Raw genomic sequence first — 19,033 nt, forward strand, 5'->3', positions numbered from 1 at the left:
GCGCAGAGCGTCGGTCTCCGCCTCGCAAGGTAGCACCGCGTTCCTCGCCAAGGCGGGCTGAAGACGTAACGCCTTTGAACTCCTGTACTTTGGTTGGAGCAGCAGAGGCACAGTCTGCAAATTCTCATAAACGCGTATTGCAAGCCGATATGCAGCAACCCAAGCTGCACAAGGTGCTTGCGCAGGCAGGTATAGGCTCGCGCGTGGAGATGGAGGCCTTAATTGCCCAAGGGCGGGTAATGGTCAATGACAAACCGGCCCATGTGGGTCAGCGTGTGCAGCAGGGCGATCAGATCAAGGTCAATGGCAAGCCGGTGCGGCTGCGCATGGCGCAGCAAGCAACGCGCGTTTTGGCCTATCACAAGTTGGCGGGCGAAATGGTGACGCGCAACGACCCGCAAAGTCGGCCAACCGTATTTCGAAAGTTACCGCCTTTGGCTGTGGGCAAATGGCAAGCCGTAGGCCGTTTGGACTTGAACACGGAGGGGCTGCTGCTGCTGACCAATTCAGGCGATTTGGCTAATCGCTTGATGCATCCGCGTTACGGCTTAGAGCGCGAATACGCCGTGCGCATTCTCGGAGCGCTTTCCGATGAGGAGCGCGCCCAATTGCTTGAAGGGGTGCAATTGGAAGATGGCGAAGCGGCTTTCGGTTCTATCCAAGATGGTGGGGGCGAAGGGGTGAATCAGTGGTACCGCGTCACGATTTCTGAGGGGCGTAACCGCGAAGTGCGTCGCATGATGGAGGCCGTTGGTCATGCCGTCAGCCGCTTGATTCGTATTCGTTATGGCAGTGTGGTGTTGATGCGCGGTTTGCGCCGAGGCGCTTGGTATGAGTTGCCTGATGCCGACGTGGCGCGTTTAATGGATGAGGTAGGGCTTGAGCCGCCTGTGCCGATGGGCCGCGGTAGGGTGCGGCGTGTGCCGGACCGAAAAACTGGAGCCGGCCGGTCTGCGCCATCCTCAGCGGCGGAGGTTAAAAGCGTTGGCAAGCCTGTTCGGATGCTCGCCGGGCGAGGCGGCGTATCCGCTTCGCAGGGGTACATTGGTGAGGCTGGCATTTACAAGCCCCAAGCCCAGCGGGGCAAGGGCAAAGGCCGTGGAAAAGCGAAACGCGCCCGCTGATGGCGCTGGTGCGTCAGCGCATGCCCCCGCCTTTGGGTAATACGAAGTCGTTAGAATGCGCGGTTTTCTTCAACTTAGCTCCAAAAGGAACATAACGATGGCTATCGAACGCACTCTCTCCATCATCAAACCTGACGCAGTCGCCAAAAATGTGATTGGTCAGATCTACGCTCGTTTTGAGAATGCGGGCCTGAAGATTGCTGCCGCTCGCATGATTCACCTTTCGCGCCAAGAAGCGGAGCAGTTCTATGCTGTGCACAAAGAGCGTCCGTTTTTCAAGGATCTGGTGGACTTCATGATCTCCGGCCCAGTCATGGTTCAAGTGCTGGAAGGTGAGAACGCCATTGCTAAAAATCGTGAGTTGATGGGGGCGACCGACCCGAAAAAGGCCGATGCAGGCACCATCCGTGCGGACTTTGCAGACAGCATTGATGCCAATGCTGTGCATGGCTCCGACGCTCCGGAAACAGCTGCAGTGGAAGTGGCTTTCTTCTTCCCTGGTCTGAATATTTATTCCCGTTGATTGGTGTGCGCGTTGACCTGGCTGAAGCAAAGCCTGTTGGGAATCTTGGTGCGCTTGGGCAAGTCGCCTTCTTGCATGTGTAGTGAAGGTTGCCCAAGTTCGCTTCCCTTGACAGGTTCTTGGGTTTTGCCTGGTAACGTGCCGTTCGCCCAGCTTCAATATGAACAGCGCCCCTTCTAAAACCAACCTCCTTGGGCTAGACCATGAGGGTCTGGTGGCATTTTGTGCTGCGCTGGGCGAAAAAAAATTTCGCGCAACGCAACTTTATCGTTGGATTCACCAACGTGGGGTAGCCGATTTCGAGGCCATGTCCGATTTGGCCAAATCCTTGCGCGCCAAGCTGGCGGAGTGTGCTTACATACAAGCCCTTCCCGTGCTGACAGAGCGCGCTTCCCGCGACGGCACCATCAAATGGTTGTTTGACGTCGGGGAAGGGAATGCGGTCGAAGCCGTCTTTATCCCCGAGAAAGACCGGGCGACGCTATGCATTTCTTCACAAGCAGGATGCGCAATTGGCTGCCGCTTTTGCTCTACAGGGCATCAGGGATTCAGCCGCAATTTGACGGCGGCAGAAATTGTTGCGCAGCTTTGGTATGCCGAGCACGAGCTGCGCAGGCGCCACAAAACCAGTGAACGCCAAATCAGCAATGTGGTGATGATGGGGATGGGCGAGCCGTTGCAGAATTTCGGGCAACTGGTTCCGGCCTTGCGCACCATGCTGGATGACAACGGCTACGGCTTGTCGCGCCGACGGGTGACAGTATCGACTTCGGGCATCGTGCCGATGATGGATCGCCTGGCGCAGCAAGTGCCTGTTGCTTTGGCGGTTTCCTTGCATGCACCGCAGGATCCGCTGCGCGATTCGCTGGTGCCGCTCAATAAGAAATACCCTTTGGCCGAGTTGATGGCAGCGTGCCGACGCTACCTGCAGTATGCGCCACGCGACTTCATCACTTTTGAGTACTGCATGCTTGCAGGAGTCAACGACCAGCCCGAGCATGCCCAAGCCTTGCTTGACTTGTTGAATACGGATGGGCTGGGTGTAGGCTGGTGCAAGCTCAATCTGATTCCATTTAACCCTTTCCCCGATTCAGGGCTGGTGTGCTCTACGCCGCACGATGTTCAGGCATTCGCCAAGGTGTTGCTTGATGCGGGAGTGGTGGTGACCGTGCGTAAAACCCGTGGGGACGACATCGACGCAGCCTGTGGCCAGTTGGCAGGCGAAGTGAAAGATCGCACCAGAGCGGTGGTGCGCATGCAGCGCAAGCGCGATGCCGTGCCTTTGTGATGGTGAATCTGTGGAGATAGGGCGATGAGCAAAAAAGCATGGGGTTGTGGAACGCGCCATATTGCGATGGCAATGCTGGCGTGTGTACTGAGCGCTTGTGAAACATCGCGGGTGACCTCCACCGTACATCCTGGCGCAGATGGGGCTTTGACCGTGCCTCGATCGAGCGCGGATGTGCGCCGCGCAGCGCAAACGCGTTTGGAGCTTGCGGCGGAGTATCTGCGGGTTGGGCGTAATGAGGTGGCCATTGAGGAGGCCAACCAGGCGCTCGCTTTGGACTCTGGCTTGACCGATGCATACATGGTGCGTGGCATGGCCCATGCACAGCGGGGCGACTATGTCAGCGCAGAGGCCGATTTCTCTCGCATCTTGCGTGCCAAGAGCAACGATCCCGATGTGCTGCACAACTATGGCGGGCTGCTGTGCCAATTGCGCCGTTTTGACGAAGCCATCACGTATTTCGACCGCGTGCTGGCGATGCCCGGCCAGGCTGCTGCTGCTCGCACGTTGATGGCCAAAGGTTTGTGCTTGCAAGGTGCGGGCCAAACGCGTGCCGCTGTAGCCACGCTGGAGCAGGCGTACAGGGTGGATCCGCGCAACCCTGTGGTGGCGTACAACTTGGCCAAGATGCATTACGACGCAGGGCAAGTCAGCCAGGCGCAGATTTATCTGCGTCCGCTCAATAGCTCGGACATGGCCAATGCGGAAACCCTATGGTTAGGCATTAAGGTGGAGAACGCCATGGGCAATCTCTTGGGTGTGCGTGAGTTGGGTAGTGCGCTGGTGCAGCGCTTCCCCCAGGCACGAGAAACGACTCTTTATGAACGCGGCGCTTTTTATGAGTGAAGACGCATCTGCATCTATGGACGTGGTCGCTACGGGCTTGGAACGCCCTTCGGTGGAGTCCTTGAAAACGCCGGGAGCGTGGCTGAGGCATTACCGGCTAGAGCGCGAAGTGAGTTTGGAAGAGCTGGCCGCGGTGCTCAAAATCCCTGCAGGCAAGCTCGAAGCCTTGGAGCGTGATGACTACGGCCAGCTCCCGGATATGGTCTTCACCCGCGCGCTGGCCATGACGATTTGTCGTCTCCTGGGCTACGACTCTGCGCCCGTCATGGCTTTGTTTCCGCAGGTCCATTCGCCCCGGCTGGCGCGCGACACGGATGGGATTAACCAGCCGTTTAAATCCACCGCATTGCCCACGCCTTCGCAGCCTGCGGTGCGCTCGGGCATCCCGGGCTCGGCGATTGTTTTGGCGATCGTCATGTCCATCGTGGCGGCCATCGTGTTTTTCTGGCCGCAAATCGAACACAAAATGGGCTGGGGCGAGTCTTCCGTCGGCCACGAAATTGCATCTGGTTCTCCCCATTTGAGCAGCCAGGAAGTGCAGGTCCCAGCGCTGAGTGCGGCGGCGTCTGCGGAGAGTGGCACCCTCGCCCCAGCTTTGACGCCAGGCCAGGAGCAAGCGCCTGCCAGCGAGCCCACTGAAGCTGCCCCCGCAGCAGTAGCCGAGCCGCCCGTGCAGGAAGAACAGCCTGCCGCTCCTGCCGAGAGCATTCGCATTTCCGCGCAAGAGCCTGTCTGGGTGCAAATTCGCGATGCTTCCAATGCCATCCTGCACCAAAGCACCTTGCCCAAGGGGCGCGAGATTGCGATCACCAATCCGCCGCCTTTGCGGGTGGAAATCGGTCGGGTCGATGCCGTCAAGGTTGTCGTCAAAGGCCAGCCTTTTGACGTCCAGCCCTTTGCGCGCGGCAATGTGGCGCGCTTTGAGGTGTCGCCGTGAGTGAGGACGCGATGCTTGGCCAGCCCCAGGTGCACCCGGAGCCGTTGTCGGCGCCAATGGTTTTGGGCCGGACTGGTGGCACCCCCATCCCGCTTTCCGAGCCACGTCCGCACCATTCCCTGCAAGCGCAGGTGCGTTGGGGCGAGCACGTCGTCACGATTGGCGGTGGCGCGCCGGTACGCATCCAGTCCATGACCAACACCGACACCGAGGACGCCATCGCCACGGCCATCCAGGTCAAGGAGCTGGCGCAGGCCGGCTCGGAGCTGGTGCGCATCACCGTCAACACCAACAAGGCCGCCGAGGCCGTGCCGCACATCCGCGAGCAGCTCGACCGCATGGGCGTGCACGTGCCGCTGGTGGGCGACTTCCACTTCAACGGTCACAAGCTGCTGAGCGACTTCCCCGATTGCGCCCAGGCCCTGTCCAAATACCGCATTAACCCCGGCAACGTGGGCAAGGGCGCGCGCCACGACATCCAGTTCGGCCAGATGATCGAGGCCGCACTGAAGTGGGACAAGCCCGTGCGCATTGGCGTGAACTGGGGCAGCCTGGATCAGGAGCTTCTGGCGCGCTTGATGGATGAAAACCTGCAGCGCGCCCAGCCCTGGGACACGCGCCAGGTCATGTATGAAGCCTTGATTTCTTCAGCCATCGACTCGGCGCAAAAAGCCCAGAAGCTGGGCATGGCCGCCGGGCAGATCGTGCTCTCCTGCAAGGTCAGCAGTGTGCAGGACTTGGTGGCTGTGTATCGTGAGCTTTCGCGCCGCTGCAACTACCCGCTGCACCTGGGCTTGACTGAAGCGGGCATGGGTGCCAAAGGCACCGTGGCCTCGGCTGCGGCGCTGTCGCTGCTATTGCAGGAAGGCATTGGCGACACCATCCGCGTCAGCCTCACGCCCCAGCCAGGCGAGGCGCGCACACAGGAGGTCGTGGTTGCCGCTGAAATCCTCCAGGCCTTGGGCCTGCGCACCTTTGTGCCCAGCGTCACCGCCTGCCCGGGCTGCGGGCGCACCACCAGCACCACCTTCCAGGAGCTGGCCAAGCAGATCGACGATTTTTTGCGCGCGCAAATGCCGCTGTGGCGGGCGCGCTATCCGGGCGTGGAGAACATGAAGGTGGCCGTCATGGGCTGCATCGTCAACGGCCCGGGCGAGAGCAAGCACGCCGACATCGGCATCAGCCTGCCCGGTAACGGTGAAGCTCCCTCAGCCCCCGTTTTCATCGACGGCGAAAAAGCCATGCACCTCAAGGGCGAGGACATCGCCCAGCAGTTCCACCGCGTCGTCAGCGAGTATGTGGAAAAGCGTTATGGCGCTGTGGCGGGGTGAATTTTTCTTTTGAGTTTACAATTCAAAAGAAAATAAATTGCCTTGTTTAGGCTTGATGGGCAAAAGGTTGGTTTTGCTTTGATTGGCTTATTCGATTGCGGCGCAAGTGGCCAATACCGCCATTGCTGCGGAAATGGCTGTTTTGTTTTGGGCGTGAGCAAACGGTCGAGGCTGTTGGAAGTTGAATCCCCCTATTAACTAGCGGCATGAAATAAGCCCCTGTGAGGTTGGACCTTACAGGGGCTTTGTGCTAGGGGCCCAGCCTGGCGGGCTGGGCTTTTTTGCTTACCACTTATTAGCGTGGGCCTCGATGCGCTTGATAGCGATACCCCAGCCCCAGCAGAGCCAGCATCGCCAGCAGCATCGCCCACGGGGCGTTGCCAGGTACTGGCGTAACCGATCCGCCTGTTGCGGGAGGCGTCAAAGGCAGGGCTTTGTGCGATGTTTGGCAATCATTGGCGCTGGTGCAGCTTGGGCTATCCAGCACAGCGCCATGTGGCACAACGATGTTGTCCAGCTTTTCTGTGGCCGAGCGTACGCGGGCTTGGTACTGGAAGATGTACGAGCCTACGGCTGTGCCAGCGGCCAATTCGCACGTCAGCAACTGGCCAGCGGCGCTGCAAGTTCCGCCTGCAGGTGTAACGAATGAGTTGTGCACGTAATCCAAGCCAGCGCCCAAGGTATCTTTGAGTGTCACTTTGTCTGTCGTTGGTGCTTGGGCGATTGTGACATCCAGCGTGTAAGTAATGAGGCTGCCCACGGCAACAGTGCTGCCGCTGCCAGGGGTGGCGCTCTTCTTGACAGTTACGGCTGGGGTTGTTGCAGGCGGTGGCACGGTGGGAGGTGTCACTTGGTGGGTCGTCTGGCAATCGCCTGCGCCTGTGCAGCGAGGCTGATCGGCCCCTGCAGCAACAACAGTGTTGTTCAAAGAGCCTGTGACTCCATCACGCACTTTGGCCTGATAGGTGAAGAGGTGTTCACCCGTAGCGGCGCCAGCAGCCAGTTCACAAGTGAGAACCTGCCCTGCTGCACTGCACGTAGCGCCTGCGGGCACGCTGAATGAACCGTCTACGTAGAGCAAGCCAGCATCCAGGGTGTCGGTCAATGTAACCTTGTCTTTGGTTGGCCCCTTCTCCACTTTCACTTTGAGAGCATAAGTGAGGACCGTGCCTGCTGGCACAGCGCTACCCGCAGCTGGAGTGGCGCTCTTGCTGACCTTGACGACAGGTGCAGGAACCGTGGCAATCGGATGGCTCACCTGGCATTCCGTGCAGGCAGGCTTGTCAATGCCATTGGCTGTCACGCGATTATTCAGCGTGCCAGTAGCTTGAGCATCCACCTTGGCCTGGTAGCGGAAGGTGTGTGCACCCACGGCGGCTCCTGCCGCAAGTTCACAACGGAGCGTTTGCCCTGTTGCTTGGCATTTGCCACCTGCGGGAGTTTGGAAAGAGCCTTCCACAAAACGCAAACCTGCGCCTAAGGTGTCTGTCAGCGTCAACACCCCCGTTGTGGCAGCCTCAGCTACTCGCACATTGATGGCGTAAGCAATTTGCTCATTGGCTGCCACAGCCGTGCCAGCAGCCGGATTGGCGCTCTTGGACACCATCACTTTAGAAGTGGCCGACGGTGGAGGCGGTGGTGGTGGTGGTGGTGGTGGTGGTGGTGGTGGTGGCGGCGGCGTAACTGTGACTGGATGCGTAGTGGTGCAGCCCGCTGCGCAGGTTCGTGCATCTGTGTTGGGGCCGGTGACGGCAACGGTGTTGCTGACTTGGCCAGTCGCTGTTGTCTCCACTTTGGCTTGATAGCTAAAGGTATGTACGCCAATAGCGGCACCTGCGGCCAGCTGGCAGGTCAAAACCTGGCCTGCGGCATTGCAACTGCCCCCCGCAGGAACGGTGGGGTTGCCTTGCAAACTCAAACCTGTACTGAGTGTGTCGGTCAGTGTGACTGGCGCTGTCGTGGCGAGATTAGTCACCGTGACTGCTACTGTATAAGTCACGACGTTGCCATGCGCTACGTTACTGCCATTAGCCGGGTTAGCCGTTTTGGCTACGGTCACTTTGGGCTGGGGTGCAGGCGCCAAAACCGTGTGATTTACTGCGCAATCGGTTGGGGCGGCACATGTAGGGTTATCTCCGCCTGTAGGCACCAAGTGGTTGGCAATCGAGCCAGTGGCTCCTGCAGCGACTTTCGCTTCGTAGCTGAAAGTGTGATTGCCAATTGCGGCGCCAGCGGGCAACTTGCAAATCAGCTTGCCTGCGTTTGCGCCTGCGCCCAGCTCACAACTGCCTCCTGCAGGGGCAGTGAAGCTGGCAGGATCAATGGTCAGATGCGCACTGGGGGTATCTGTCAATACCAACTCGTTGGCCGTAGGGGCTATGGCAACCTGAGCCGTGAGGGTGTAAGTAATGGCTCCACCGATGGCTACAGATGTGCCTGCGGCAGGATGAGCCGTTTTAGTTACGGCCACCTTGGGCGTGGGTGGGGTGGGAGATGTGACAGTGGCTGTGGCCTCACAGGGGCCAGGGTTCATTGTCGTTTCCCCTTCCAAGCGGCAGCCTCCTCCCGCAGGGGGATGCACTCTGGCTGTGTTGGTTACGGATGCCGCTGCCAGCGTTCCTGTAACGGTGTAGGTCAACTGGCCGCCAGCAGGAATGGATGGAAGGGTGTGGTCGATTGCGCCATTGCCATTGGCGGCAGGACATGTGGCCCCGGCGGCAGCCACGCAGCTCCATGCAATGTTGTCCAATCCCGTGGTGGCTGGATCTGTGAATCGTGTGTTCAGAGCAGCTTCGGTGCTGACGTTTTGAAGCACGACAGTGAAGGTGGCAGGGTCACCAACGGCAACTTGAGTGGGGTTGGCCGTTTTTTGCAGCACAAGTTGAGGGCCAATGATGCCGTAGTTCTGCTTTCCGAAGTTGTCTCCCAAGGTGGTTTCAGTCAGGTTGGAACCTTGCGGCAGGCTGATTTCAGTGGTGTTTTCATAAGTGCCAGGCACCGTCACTTTGCCTTTGATAACGCATTGCACTTTGCCCCCACTGTGCATGCTGGGGATCTCGGCCGCAAATGTGTTGTCCGCTCCCGTGATGTTGGCCAGGGAAACGGTTGGCGCTACTGCTTCACCTTCCAATTTGGCGCAACTAACCGTAGAGGGGATGAAGTTTTTACCCAATGTATCCGTTACGCGTGCGTTCAGGATGGGGTTGACTTCGGCATTCAACGAGTGGGTGTTGATTTTGGCATCTGTTGCGGTGCTATTGCTGTAGGTGAGCGTGAACTCCAGCTCCTGGTTCGAAGCTACCGATGTGTTATTGACTGTTTTCGCCGCCGTCAAATTGGTGCAGCGTGGGGTGTTGTCGCTCAACAGTTCCAGTGGCGCGCTCATCCGGTCACGCTTTGTAACGCCAGTGTAGATGCTCCCATTGGCCAAGGCGCCATCTTGGACGACCGCGGCCGACATGGTATTGACCATACTGTCCAAGTTTGCACGGCACAGTTTCAAGCCGCTGGCGGGATCGGGGTGGTCAATGTGGTAAACCACGCGCAGCTTGAGCTTCACCACGGCTTTGGGGGCCAGCATGAATTGAACACCGCTCAGACCGCCGTAGTTGCTGTTGGCGGGGATGTTTTCCCTAATCTTCTTGGGGTAAGGGCCTGCCCATACTCCACCAGGGCACGCTGCGCCCGCAGCGCCTGTGGCCTCACATCCATCTACGAAGACGCTGTAGCGCACGCTGGGCAGACTTCCGGGGCCAGCAACCAGGGCTGGAAAGAAAGTTGGATGGTTGGAGCCGGCACTGGAGTTGCGGTACAGGTCATCCAAGCGTAGCGGCACTTCACGTTGGTTATCACCGGTAAGCGTGATGGTGAAATGGGCTGCGTCCCCATCCTCGCGAATGATGTTCTTGCCACTCGTGGGGGGCACAGGCGTGCCATCTTTTTTGGTGATGCGATCCAGCGTTTTCTCTGCGTCCCATTGGACATGCAAGCCAGTGCAGGGCTGTGGTTCCTGGAATACCAGTTGTACGCGCGATTCGCCATCTATGCCCTCTACATAATCTGGTACGAATGGCTTGAGGGCGGGATCGGGGCGCCAGCTTGCAGCATTGGTCAGAACCAACTGGCCGCATGCGGGTGGTGTGTAAGTACGCTTGTACTCGATCACCATCTTGGAATGGGCCTTGAGCAGCGCATTGGTCGTTTGGAAAACCAAGGGCGTGCCTGAACCCAGCGCAAAGTTGTTGTTACCCTGGATGATTCCGGGGCACACAGAACCCGCGTCGCTGGGGGTACAGGAAATGTCCGAGGATGTCGCATCCCTTGGGCGTGTGCTGGAGTTGATTTGCTCCTGATCACGCCATTGATCCTGAGTCACGCCGATGGGCAAATCCACGTCGGAATCATTGGTGTAGGTCAGCCGGTAAACGATGTCCCAGCCATTGGCTTCGAAGCGGGGAATGCCGCCAGGGCCTGTGCCCGCTGGGGTGGCGCCGCTAACAACTTCTTTCTTGATGCCAATTTGAATGCCTCTGGCTGGTATCGACAAATTGGTGGAAGACGGGTTGGTATTAGGCAGCGTCTCGCTATCGCCCGCAGCGGCATCGATTGTGGTGCCGAACGTATAGGAACCTGGCTTGAGTACGGTGGCGCCCAGAACCACCTCGCACTTGCCGCTGGTAGGCAGTTTCGGGATCACCGCCTGCACGGCGGGAGCTCCATTGGCCGTGACGCCTGCGGGCACGTGGGTGAAATCGCTTACGTCAGGGCATGTTGCGCCGTGACTGGCAGTAACGCCCACCACGCTGACGTTGAACAAGTTGGCAGGCAAGGGCGTGCTGATAACCGCATCCGTCGCTTCGCTGCCAGGTTGTGCGTTGGAGTAACTCAGTGTGATGTTGAATGGCGTGAGCGTTTGCAAGCTGGCCGGCACGGTGATGGTGGAAATCAAATCCACCGAAGCCGCTTGGGCTGGCGTTGCAGAAACCGCCGCCAAAAAGCCTGCGCAAGCCCCTACCAAGGGCCGACGCAGGAAATGACCAAAACGGGACATGTCAGGTTTTCCTTTTTTTGATTTAAGCCGCCCGATTATATTGGGCCGATACATTTTCATACATAGAACCTTAAATATTCAACACAGCCCTTTGATTTGTAAGGAAATTTATGGTGCGCGTTAAGAGCTTTGCCGCAGCGATGGGGGGGTGGCATCAGGTGGCGCTAGTAGCCCTGCGAAACCATTTGTACCCACGTGCCGAGCGTGCGAACAGGCGGCTTGCCGCTGCGATGCTTTATTGCCCTTGTTTATTTTTATAGGAAATTCGATGTCAATAAATAATTGCCTACAGTGGCTATATTTATTGCTTATTGATTTATAATAGAAAAGAGAAATCCGCCACCAAAGGTAAATGGTCGGACATGCGCCACCACACTCGCCCGCGCGGGACGAAAATGGATTGGGGCTTTAGCCCGCGCACGAAAATGCGGTCGAGCTGTACCAGCGGCAGGCGTGAGGGGTAGGTCAAGGCGCGTGCGCCGTCGTATTCCACAAAGCCTGTCTCGCGCAGCAGCAAGCCAGTCTGTGATCCCCAGTCATTGAAGTCGCCCGCGATGATGACGGGCTCGTGCGCAGGCACTTCGTCACGTACGAATTCACAAATCATGGCGATTTGGCGTAAGCGGCTGATATGGATCAGCCCAAGGTGCACCGCCAGCACATGCACCACGCAGCCGCCGACGTCGATGCCTGCATGCAAAATGCCGCGCTGCTCCAGACGATGGTCGGAAATGTCCCTTTGTTGTGAATGCAATACCGGCCAGCGCGTCAGCACCGCATTGCCGTGCTCGCCGTGGCGCGTGATGGCGTTGGTGTGATAGACGGCTTCGTAACCCTGCGGCGCGAGAAATTCGGCCTGCGGCAGCTCAGGCCAGCGGGCAAAGCGGGCCTGAGCGCGTGCATTGTTTTTGCGCACCTCTTGCAAGCAGATGATGTCGGCATCGAGTTGCTCCACCGCCAGCGCCAGGTTGCCAATTTCCAGCCGGCTCAGAGGCCCCATTCCCTGTACCCCCTTGTGGATGTTGTAAGTCGCAACGCGCAGTACGGTTGGCGTGCTGGCGTTTTCGGCGTGGGCGAACGCACTCATGGCTTGGCTTGAAGAAATTTCGGTTGGGGGGCAAGGAAAAAATGGCGAGTGCATTTTCTCATTGAAGGCCTGGTGGAATGCCCGATTACAGGCTGTTGGCGTCATCGCGTGATAATCGCCCTGAACTTTCCCTCTACTCTCATCAAGGAGATTGCTATGCCAACCGTACGTAAAAATGAAGAAGCCCAGCGCTATGAGGTTTTGTTGGATGACGGCACTGTCGCAGGCTTTGCTGATTATGAAATCCGGGGCAACCAAGTGGTGCTGCCGCATACCGTGGTTCAACCTGAATACAACGGGCAAGGTTTGGCAAGCTTGTTGGCTCAGGCTGCGCTGGAGGATATCCAGGCGGCAGGCCAGTGCGTCGTGCCCGCTTGCTCGTTTATCGAAGCCTATTTGCAGCGCAAGCCGCAATGGCAGTCTTTGCGTTGCCCAGTGTAACCTTGGGGTGATTTTTTACAGATCAATGGGATAAAATTTATCCATTCTTCGGCGTGTTTTTATTGATTTCATTTTTCCTTTGATTTGTAATATGTGTTAATCTATTGAAGAGGCTGGCTTTGTTGCCTGCATGCTCGCAGCAAAACAGTCATTTTTGATCAAGCCAGAACCCGATTTATGAGCGGGCTATCGCGCCTCTGGAGCCAAAGAGAAAGCCCTCAAATGTCTTGCGCAGAGCCAGACGTTTGAGGGCTTTTTATAGGGCGCTATCACTTCCAAGCGCTTTGCTTTCCAAGAAAAAAACTTAATCCATTGGAAAGCGCGAGGAAGGATAAGGGGCAATATCAGCCGAATTTCGAAGTGTGTATTGGGCTAGAGAAAGTGTGTGGCCAATTCAATTAGCCCCATATACTTTCAATCGGCTCTCCATTGGAGCAAAATCTTTTTGCCCAGCGGGAGCGAGTACGTTGCCGAAGACCAATTGCGCGCGCAATTTCCAATTGCTGGGAATATCCCAATTCTGGGACACTTGCGCGTCAATGAGCGGATTGTAGTGTTGCAAGTTGGCGCCTACCTCAGCGCAAGCCAGTGCCGTCCAAATGGCATATTGGTGCATGGCATTGGTTTGTTCGCTCCAAATTGGGAAGTTTTCAGCGTACAGGGCGAACTTTTCTTGCAGGCCTTTGACGACTTCCTGATCTTCAAAAAAGAGGACGCTGCCAGCAGCGGCTTTAAAGCCATTAATCCGCTCTTCGGTGGCAGGAAAGTTGTCTGCTGGGACAATTTTGCGCAACTCCTCTTTGGTGAGGTCCCACAACTTCTCATGCTCAGAACCAAAAAGAACCAATGCACGGGTCGATTGAGAGTTAAAAGCCGAAGGTGTGTGCTGAAGCGCATGCTCGACGATTTTTACAACCTGCTCATTACTAATGGGCAAATTCTTGCCCAGAGCATAAATAGAGCGGCGGGTTTCAGCGTTGTGTTGCAGAGATTGCAGGTTAGACATATTTTTCCGAACTGAATTTCAATGAAAGGATTGCTCTTTCCTCTTTCAATAGAGTGTCGATGAGCCGGGGCGAATCATAGGGCGTTTTCTTAAATTGGTGTGGCCTGGTGCAAGAAACTCAGTGTTCTAGAGAAGGAATGCTGCCTTGGTGTGTGCTATGCCTTGCTTCCCGCAGCGAGAGCAGCATGGAATGCGCTGATGGGCAGCGGCTAGGGATGGGCTTGGTAACATAGCGCACTGATTTTTGTGCGCTGGCCGCTGCGAGTGTTGCGGGCCTGTTATCAAAATCCTCGCGCCGCCCTCATTTCCAGGGTCGGGCGTTCGCTGCGTTACAAGGCGCGGTCAATGGCACAGGCTATTGGCCGCGCTTTACGCCTTGCAGACCGCCTCCACCGTCGGGCGAGCGCCCTGCTTAGCGACTTTTGTAATAGCACTGGTCGTGCCGCCGTTTGCTTTTGTCCCTTTTGAACGCTGTTTTTGAGCACCGTGACCCAATCCAATCTTCCCGTAAAAGCCGAAAAGGCTGCGAGCCAAGCGCTGCGCGCCGTGCGCGGCATGAACGACATCCTGCCGCCCGAATCCAGCCGCTGGCAGTGGCTGGAGGACGCGGTGCGCCGCGTCATGGCGGGCCACGCCTACCGCAACGTGCGCCTGCCCATCATGGAGCACACGGCGCTGTTCGTGCGCGGCATCGGTGAGGTGACGGACATCGTCGAAAAAGAGATGTACGCCTTCGAGGACCGCGCCGACCAACACGGCCGCGCCGAGCACCTGGCGCTGCGCCCCGAGGGCACGGCCGGCCTGGTGCGCGCCACGGTGGAGCACAACCTGCTCTACGACGGCGGCAAGCGCCTGTACTACATGGGCCCCATGTTCCGGCGCGAGCGCCCGCAGCGCGGCCGCTACCGGCAGTTCCACCAGATCGGCGCCGAGGCGCTGGGCTTTGGCGGGCCGGAGGTCGATGCCGAGCTCATCCTGCTGGCCGTGGCGCTGTGGCGCGAACTGGGCATCCGCAACTGGCGGCTGGAGCTCAACAGCCTGGGCCAGCCCGAAGAGCGCCGCGCGCACCGCGCCGCGCTGATCGCCTACTTCGAGCAGCACGCCGAGCAACTCGACGAAGACGCGCGCCGCCGCCTGCACAGCAACCCGCTGCGCATTCTGGACACCAAGAACCCCGCCATGCAGGCGCTGGCCGAAGGCGCGCCCAAGCTCATGGACTACCTGGGCGAAGCCTCGCTGGCGCACTTCAAGGCTGTGCAGGCCATTCTGGACGCCAACGGCGTGCCCTGGCGCATCAACCCGCGCCTGGTGCGCGGGCTGGACTACTACAACCTGACGGTGTTCGAGTTCATCACCGAATCGCTGGGCGCGCAGGGCACCATCTGCGGCGGCGGCCGTTACGACTATTTGATCGAGCAAATCGGCGGCAAGCCCGCCCCGGCCGTGGGCTGGGCGCTGGGCGTGGAGCGCGTGCTGGAGCTGCTTAAGGAAGAGGGCGTGGCCCCGCCCGAGGCCGTGCCCGACGCCTACGCCGTGGTGCCCGATGTGGCCAGCCTGCCGCAAGTCATGGCCGTGCTGGCCCAATTGCGCGCCGCTGGCGTGGCCGTGCAAATGCACGCCAGCGCCGATTCGGCCCAGGGCATGGGCAGCTTCAAGAGCCAATTCAAAAAGGCCGACGCCAGCGGTGCTGCCTGTGCCCTGGTGTTCGGGGCGGATGAATTGGCGCGCGGCGAGGTGGCGCTCAAACCTTTGCGAGGCGGCGAGCAGCAGTGTCTGCCCCTGGCGGATATTGGCGCCTTGGCGGCCCGCATACAATCACTGGTTTCGCCTTGAGTGGGCGTACCACGCGCGCTAGCGAGCGCCACCCAAGTGTGAGACTGCTTGCGACGCTCTTGACTGATTGACCCTATTTCACTGTGTATGGCTTCTAACTACGACCTGCAAGAACAGGAACAAATCGCGCTGATCAAGCACTTCTGGAATCGCTGGGGGACGCTGATTTCCTCCGTGGCTTTGGCGATCGTCTTGGCCGTAGCGGCTTACAACGGTTGGAATTATTGGAAAACACAGCAAGCTGGCAAAGCCGCCGAGCTGTTCGATCAAGTGGCCTTGGCGACGCAGCAAAACCAAAGCGGCGCATTGGCGCAGAGTCTGGAAGTGCTGCAATCGAGCTTCCCGAGTACGGCGCAGGCCAGCCAGGCCTCATTGCTGGCAGGTAAATATTGGGTGGATCAGCAGGATTGGCCTGCGGCGGAAAAGGTGCTCGACTGGGTGCAGCGCAACAGCCAGGATGAAGGCTTTAAAGCGCTGGCCGTGTTGCGCAAGGCTGCCGTGCACATGCAGCAGAAACAATGGGATGCGGCGTTGGCGGCGTTGGATGGTTACAACTTCCCCTACGAATACCGCGCTTTGCGTGATGACCGTCGTGGCGACATCCTGCAAGAACAGGGCAAGACGCAGGAGGCTATCGCCGCTTACCAGGCGGCGTTTGCGGGTCTGGATGCTTTCACGCCCTATCGCAGCGTGGTGGAAGCCAAGCTCAATGCTTTGGGACAGAACCCGGCCAAAGCGGGTTGATGCGTGGGGCATGGATGGCGGCGCGTGCAGCGCTGCCGTGGTCTTCGGATGTGAACGGGAGAAATGATGCGTATCGCTAAATCCTGCAAGGCGCTGTTGTTGGCCGTGGTAGCCAGCCAGTTGGTGGCCTGCTCCTTGCTCTCCGGCAATAAAGCGCCGAAGCCGCAAGTGCTGGCGCCCAGCGCATCACGCGTGGCGTTGAGTCCAGCCTGGACGGCGCAGATCGGCAAATTGGGTGATGTGCAGTTGCGGCCGCAAGTGAACGGTAATGCGCTGACTGTGGCGACAGCTACGGGCGCGGTGACGAGCCTGGACGCCGAGACAGGCGCCGTGCTCTGGCAGGCCAAACTGGGCGAATCTTTGGTGGCCGGCGTGGGCGGCGATGGGCGTGTCTTTGCCGTTGTGACTGCGCAAAACGATGTGGTCGCACTGCGCGATGGGCAAGTCATCTGGCGCCGTGCTTTGCCAGGCCGTTCGTTCACGCCGCCGCTGGTGGCAGGTGGGCGCGTATTTGTGCTGGCGGCTGATCGTGCGCTGTACGCTTTTGATGCCGAAGGCGGCGCTCCCATTTGGGATCGCCCGGGTGCGGAGGGCGAGGCGCTGGCGCTGCGCCAGGCGCTGCTGCTCACGGCGGTGGGCGATACCCTGGTGACCGGGTTTTCTGGGCGGGTCATGGGTGTCAATCCCGATACCGGCTCGTTGCGTTGGGAGACTCCCGTGGCGGTGCCGCGTGGCATCAATGATATTGAGCGCTTGGTTGATGTGCTGGCGCCTTTTAGCCGTCAAGGTGGCGGCCTTTGCGTGCAAGCGTTTCAAACGGCGATTGGCTGTGTGGATGCCGTCAGCGGAGCCACGTTGTGGACGCAACGCCACAACGGCGCGCAAGGCGTTGGAGGGGATGTGGATGCCATCTACGGCGTAGATGTTTCCGGCCGATTGCAGGCGTGGGATCGTGTGGATGGCAAGCAAAAATGGCTTTCTGACCGCTTGAGGCATCGCCAACTTTCTGCGCCACTGGGCTTGGGGCGCGCAGTGGCTGTGGGCGACTCTACGGGCTTACTGCATCTGCTCGATCGCGAGGACGGCAGCGAGCTGACCCGATGGCAGGTGGGTAAGTCGGCCTTGCGCGCGCCGCTGTTGGTCGGTCAAACATTGGTGGTTATTGCGGAGGATGGCTCGGTACAGGGCTTGCGCTTGGGAGAGGGTGTGTTGCCTTGATTCGGAGGGCATGCAAAACGCCCGGCTTGCCCCAAATTATTGCAGTAGCCTCTTGTGCAAAAAAACCGGCGTCATTACAATGCGCGGTTTGCCCGATGCCGGGCATTTTTAACCTGAGGGGGAGCTGGTCTAGCGGCTTGGGCTATTGTCGAAGTTGCAGAGCGGCGTTTGTACCCAGATTGGAGTTTTTTAAATGGCAAAGAAAATCGTCGGCTTCATTAAGCTGCAAGTGCCCGCAGGCAAGGCCAATCCTTCGCCTCCTATTGGTCCTGCGCTTGGTCAGCGTGGCCTGAACATCATGGAGTTCACCAAGGCGTTCAATGCGCAAACGCAAGGCATGGAGCCTGGTTTGCCGTTGCCTGTGGTGATTACGGCTTACGCGGACAAGAGCTTTACCTTCATCATCAAGACGCCTCCTGCGGCTACGTTGATCAAGAAGGCGATCAAGCTGGATAAGGGTTCTGCCAACCCCAACAAGCAAAAGGTGGGCAAGATCACCCGTGCGCAGTTGGAAGAAATTGCCAAAACCAAGATGGCCGACCTTAGTGCGGCTGATTTGGATGCGGCGGTGCGCACCATTGCGGGTTCTGCGCGCTCGATGGGTGTGACTGTGGAAGGGGTGTGAAATGGCCAAGCTGACTAAGAAACAAAAAGCCCTGCAAGGCAAGGTTGATAGCGGCAAGCTCTACCCTTGGGCTGAGGCGATTGCTCTGGTCAAAGAGTGCGCTACGGCCAAGTTCGATGAATCCATCGATGTGGCTGTGCAACTGGGTGTGGATGCCAAGAAGTCCGACCAGGTGGTGCGTGGCGCGGTCGTGTTGCCTAACGGTACCGGCAAGACGGCGCGTGTGGCGGTGTTCGCCCAAGGCGCCAAAGCGGAAGAAGCTAAGGCGGCTGGTGCTGACGTGGTGGGTATGGATGAGCTGGCGGCTGAGTTCAAGACTGGCAACATCCCTTACGACGTTGTGATTGCGGCTCCTGATGCGATGCGCGTGGTAGGTGCTTTGGGTCAAATTCTCGGTCCGCGTGGTTTGATGCCTAACCCCAAGGTGGGTACGGTGACGCCTGATGTGGCGACGGCTGTGAAGAATGCCAAGGCCGGTCAGGTTCAATTCCGTGTTGACAAGGCTGGCATCATCCACGGCACGATTGGTCGTCGTTCGTTTGAAGATGCTAAGTTGCAGGAAAACTTGCAGGCTCTGATTGAGGCGCTCAATAAGGCTAAGCCTGCTGGCGCGAAGGGCTTGTACCTGCGCAAGGTTGCTGTGTCGTCCACCATGGGTGTGGGTGTGCGTGTGGAAACGCAAAGCATCGCGGCCTGATGTGAAAAAAATCCAAAGCGCGCCTTGGTTTTTGCTTAGGGGTGCTTTGGTTTGGTGGGCTGTCATCCCTCTGTTTTTTTTTGGGGTGGTAGGTCATCGAAGACCGCTGGTGCAGGGTTGCCTGTTTAAGCTTTTGAGCCACCTTTGTGGGGTGGTAAATGGGCCAGCGCAGATGGTGTGCCCACTGGTGGAAATGGTGCAGCGGATGCGGTTTTGCCGCATTGCGGGCCTGTTCTCTGGCAGTTGTGGTCGCTGAAACCGGCGCAGTGGGTGAAGTTCTTTT

Annotated in this window: 15 protein-coding genes; 12 read left to right on the plus strand and 3 right to left on the minus strand. The window is 58.5% G+C overall.

Annotation, left to right across the window (positions count from 1 at the left end):
- Positions 1-74: 74 nt before the first annotated feature.
- From rluB to ispG, 6 genes are all read left to right on the plus strand, one after another.
- Positions 75-1,124, plus strand: a complete 1,050-nt coding sequence (rluB, locus tag EBQ26_RS06250) for a 23S rRNA pseudouridine(2605) synthase RluB (protein ID WP_390614175.1) — start codon at positions 75-77, stop codon at positions 1,122-1,124.
- A 97-nt stretch (positions 1,125-1,221) separates the two neighbouring features.
- Entirely contained in the window at positions 1,222-1,647 is a 426-nt protein-coding gene (ndk, locus tag EBQ26_RS06255; protein WP_122238153.1) for a nucleoside-diphosphate kinase, read from the plus strand.
- A 160-nt stretch (positions 1,648-1,807) separates the two neighbouring features.
- Positions 1,808-2,935 carry a 23S rRNA (adenine(2503)-C(2))-methyltransferase RlmN gene (gene rlmN / locus EBQ26_RS06260; protein ID WP_122238154.1) on the plus strand — a complete coding sequence of 376 codons (1,128 nt, stop codon included), beginning with the start codon at positions 1,808-1,810 and terminating at the stop codon, positions 2,933-2,935.
- A gap of 72 nt (positions 2,936-3,007) precedes the next feature.
- The gene (gene pilW, locus EBQ26_RS06265) at positions 3,008-3,781 is read left to right on the plus strand and encodes a type IV pilus biogenesis/stability protein PilW (protein ID WP_238944185.1); all 774 of its coding nucleotides are present in this window, start codon (positions 3,008-3,010) and stop codon (positions 3,779-3,781) included.
- Positions 3,774-4,718, plus strand: a complete 945-nt coding sequence (locus tag EBQ26_RS06270) for a helix-turn-helix domain-containing protein (protein ID WP_238944186.1) — start codon at positions 3,774-3,776, stop codon at positions 4,716-4,718. The genes pilW and EBQ26_RS06270 overlap by 8 nt, the downstream gene beginning before the upstream one ends.
- Positions 4,719-4,774: 56 nt before the next feature.
- A complete protein-coding gene (ispG, locus tag EBQ26_RS06275) occupies positions 4,775-6,049 on the plus strand; it encodes a flavodoxin-dependent (E)-4-hydroxy-3-methylbut-2-enyl-diphosphate synthase (RefSeq protein ID WP_122238211.1) in 1,275 nt (424 codons plus the stop codon).
- 295 nt (positions 6,050-6,344) lie between these two features.
- Here the strand turns inward: ispG and EBQ26_RS12660 are convergent, their stop codons facing one another.
- Together EBQ26_RS12660 and EBQ26_RS06295 are read right to left on the minus strand one after the other, a co-directional pair.
- Positions 6,345-11,099 carry an isopeptide-forming domain-containing fimbrial protein gene (locus EBQ26_RS12660; RefSeq protein WP_238944187.1) on the minus strand — a complete coding sequence of 1,585 codons (4,755 nt, stop codon included), beginning with the start codon at positions 11,097-11,099 and terminating at the stop codon, positions 6,345-6,347.
- Between the two features lie 316 nt (positions 11,100-11,415).
- Positions 11,416-12,186, minus strand: coding sequence for an endonuclease/exonuclease/phosphatase family protein (locus EBQ26_RS06295; protein ID WP_122238158.1), 771 nt, complete (start codon positions 12,184-12,186; stop codon positions 11,416-11,418).
- A gap of 48 nt (positions 12,187-12,234) precedes the next feature.
- On the opposite strand from EBQ26_RS06295, the gene EBQ26_RS06300 reads away from it, so the two are divergent.
- Positions 12,235-12,627, plus strand: a complete 393-nt coding sequence (locus EBQ26_RS06300; protein ID WP_238944188.1) for a GNAT family N-acetyltransferase — start codon at positions 12,235-12,237, stop codon at positions 12,625-12,627.
- Between the two features lie 394 nt (positions 12,628-13,021).
- On the opposite strand, the gene EBQ26_RS06305 is transcribed toward EBQ26_RS06300, so the two are convergent.
- Complete coding sequence (locus tag EBQ26_RS06305; RefSeq protein ID WP_122238160.1) at positions 13,022-13,633, minus strand: nitroreductase family protein; 612 nt, start codon at positions 13,631-13,633, stop codon at positions 13,022-13,024.
- Between the two features lie 555 nt (positions 13,634-14,188).
- Between EBQ26_RS06305 and hisS the strand changes: the two genes are divergently transcribed.
- From hisS to rplA, 5 genes are all read left to right on the plus strand, one after another.
- Positions 14,189-15,466: a histidine--tRNA ligase gene (gene hisS / locus EBQ26_RS06310; protein WP_122238212.1), complete on the plus strand. Its 1,278-nt coding sequence runs from the start codon at positions 14,189-14,191 to the stop codon at positions 15,464-15,466.
- An 87-nt stretch (positions 15,467-15,553) separates the two neighbouring features.
- Positions 15,554-16,210 (plus strand): YfgM family protein, encoded by a 657-nt coding sequence (locus EBQ26_RS06315; RefSeq protein ID WP_122238161.1) that lies wholly within the window; start codon positions 15,554-15,556, stop codon positions 16,208-16,210.
- Positions 16,211-16,273: 63 nt separating this feature from the next.
- Positions 16,274-17,428, plus strand: coding sequence for an outer membrane protein assembly factor BamB (bamB, locus tag EBQ26_RS06320; RefSeq protein ID WP_122238162.1), 1,155 nt, complete (start codon positions 16,274-16,276; stop codon positions 17,426-17,428).
- Positions 17,429-17,621: 193 nt separating this feature from the next.
- Positions 17,622-18,053 carry a 50S ribosomal protein L11 gene (gene rplK / locus EBQ26_RS06325; RefSeq protein ID WP_122238163.1) on the plus strand — a complete coding sequence of 144 codons (432 nt, stop codon included), beginning with the start codon at positions 17,622-17,624 and terminating at the stop codon, positions 18,051-18,053.
- Position 18,054: 1 nt separating this feature from the next.
- Positions 18,055-18,750, plus strand: coding sequence for a 50S ribosomal protein L1 (rplA, locus tag EBQ26_RS06330; RefSeq protein WP_122238164.1), 696 nt, complete (start codon positions 18,055-18,057; stop codon positions 18,748-18,750).
- Positions 18,751-19,033: the final 283 nt, after the last annotated feature.

This window comes from Allofranklinella schreckenbergeri, assembly GCF_003703475.1.
Lineage (GTDB): Bacteria > Pseudomonadota > Gammaproteobacteria > Burkholderiales > Burkholderiaceae_C > Lampropedia > Lampropedia schreckenbergeri.

What these genes read in the sequence shown, in the direction of transcription:
- ndk (WP_122238153.1), top strand. Translation starts at nt 1,222, where the DNA reads ATGGCTATCGAACGCACTCTCTCCATCATCAAACCTGACGCAGTCGCC.
- EBQ26_RS06295 (WP_122238158.1), bottom strand. Translation starts at nt 12,186, where the DNA reads ATGAGTGCGTTCGCCCACGCCGAAAACGCCAGCACGCCAACCGTACTG.
- rplK (WP_122238163.1), top strand. Translation starts at nt 17,622, where the DNA reads ATGGCAAAGAAAATCGTCGGCTTCATTAAGCTGCAAGTGCCCGCAGGC.
- ispG (WP_122238211.1), top strand. Translation starts at nt 4,775, where the DNA reads ATGGTTTTGGGCCGGACTGGTGGCACCCCCATCCCGCTTTCCGAGCCA.
- hisS (WP_122238212.1), top strand. Translation starts at nt 14,189, where the DNA reads ATGAACGACATCCTGCCGCCCGAATCCAGCCGCTGGCAGTGGCTGGAG.
- EBQ26_RS06305 (WP_122238160.1), bottom strand. Translation starts at nt 13,633, where the DNA reads ATGTCTAACCTGCAATCTCTGCAACACAACGCTGAAACCCGCCGCTCT.
- pilW (WP_238944185.1), top strand. Translation starts at nt 3,008, where the DNA reads ATGCTGGCGTGTGTACTGAGCGCTTGTGAAACATCGCGGGTGACCTCC.
- EBQ26_RS12660 (WP_238944187.1), bottom strand. Translation starts at nt 11,099, where the DNA reads ATGTCCCGTTTTGGTCATTTCCTGCGTCGGCCCTTGGTAGGGGCTTGC.
- rplA (WP_122238164.1), top strand. Translation starts at nt 18,055, where the DNA reads ATGGCCAAGCTGACTAAGAAACAAAAAGCCCTGCAAGGCAAGGTTGAT.
- rlmN (WP_122238154.1), top strand. Translation starts at nt 1,808, where the DNA reads ATGAACAGCGCCCCTTCTAAAACCAACCTCCTTGGGCTAGACCATGAG.
- EBQ26_RS06315 (WP_122238161.1), top strand. Translation starts at nt 15,554, where the DNA reads ATGGCTTCTAACTACGACCTGCAAGAACAGGAACAAATCGCGCTGATC.
- bamB (WP_122238162.1), top strand. Translation starts at nt 16,274, where the DNA reads ATGATGCGTATCGCTAAATCCTGCAAGGCGCTGTTGTTGGCCGTGGTA.
- EBQ26_RS06270 (WP_238944186.1), top strand. Translation starts at nt 3,774, where the DNA reads ATGAGTGAAGACGCATCTGCATCTATGGACGTGGTCGCTACGGGCTTG.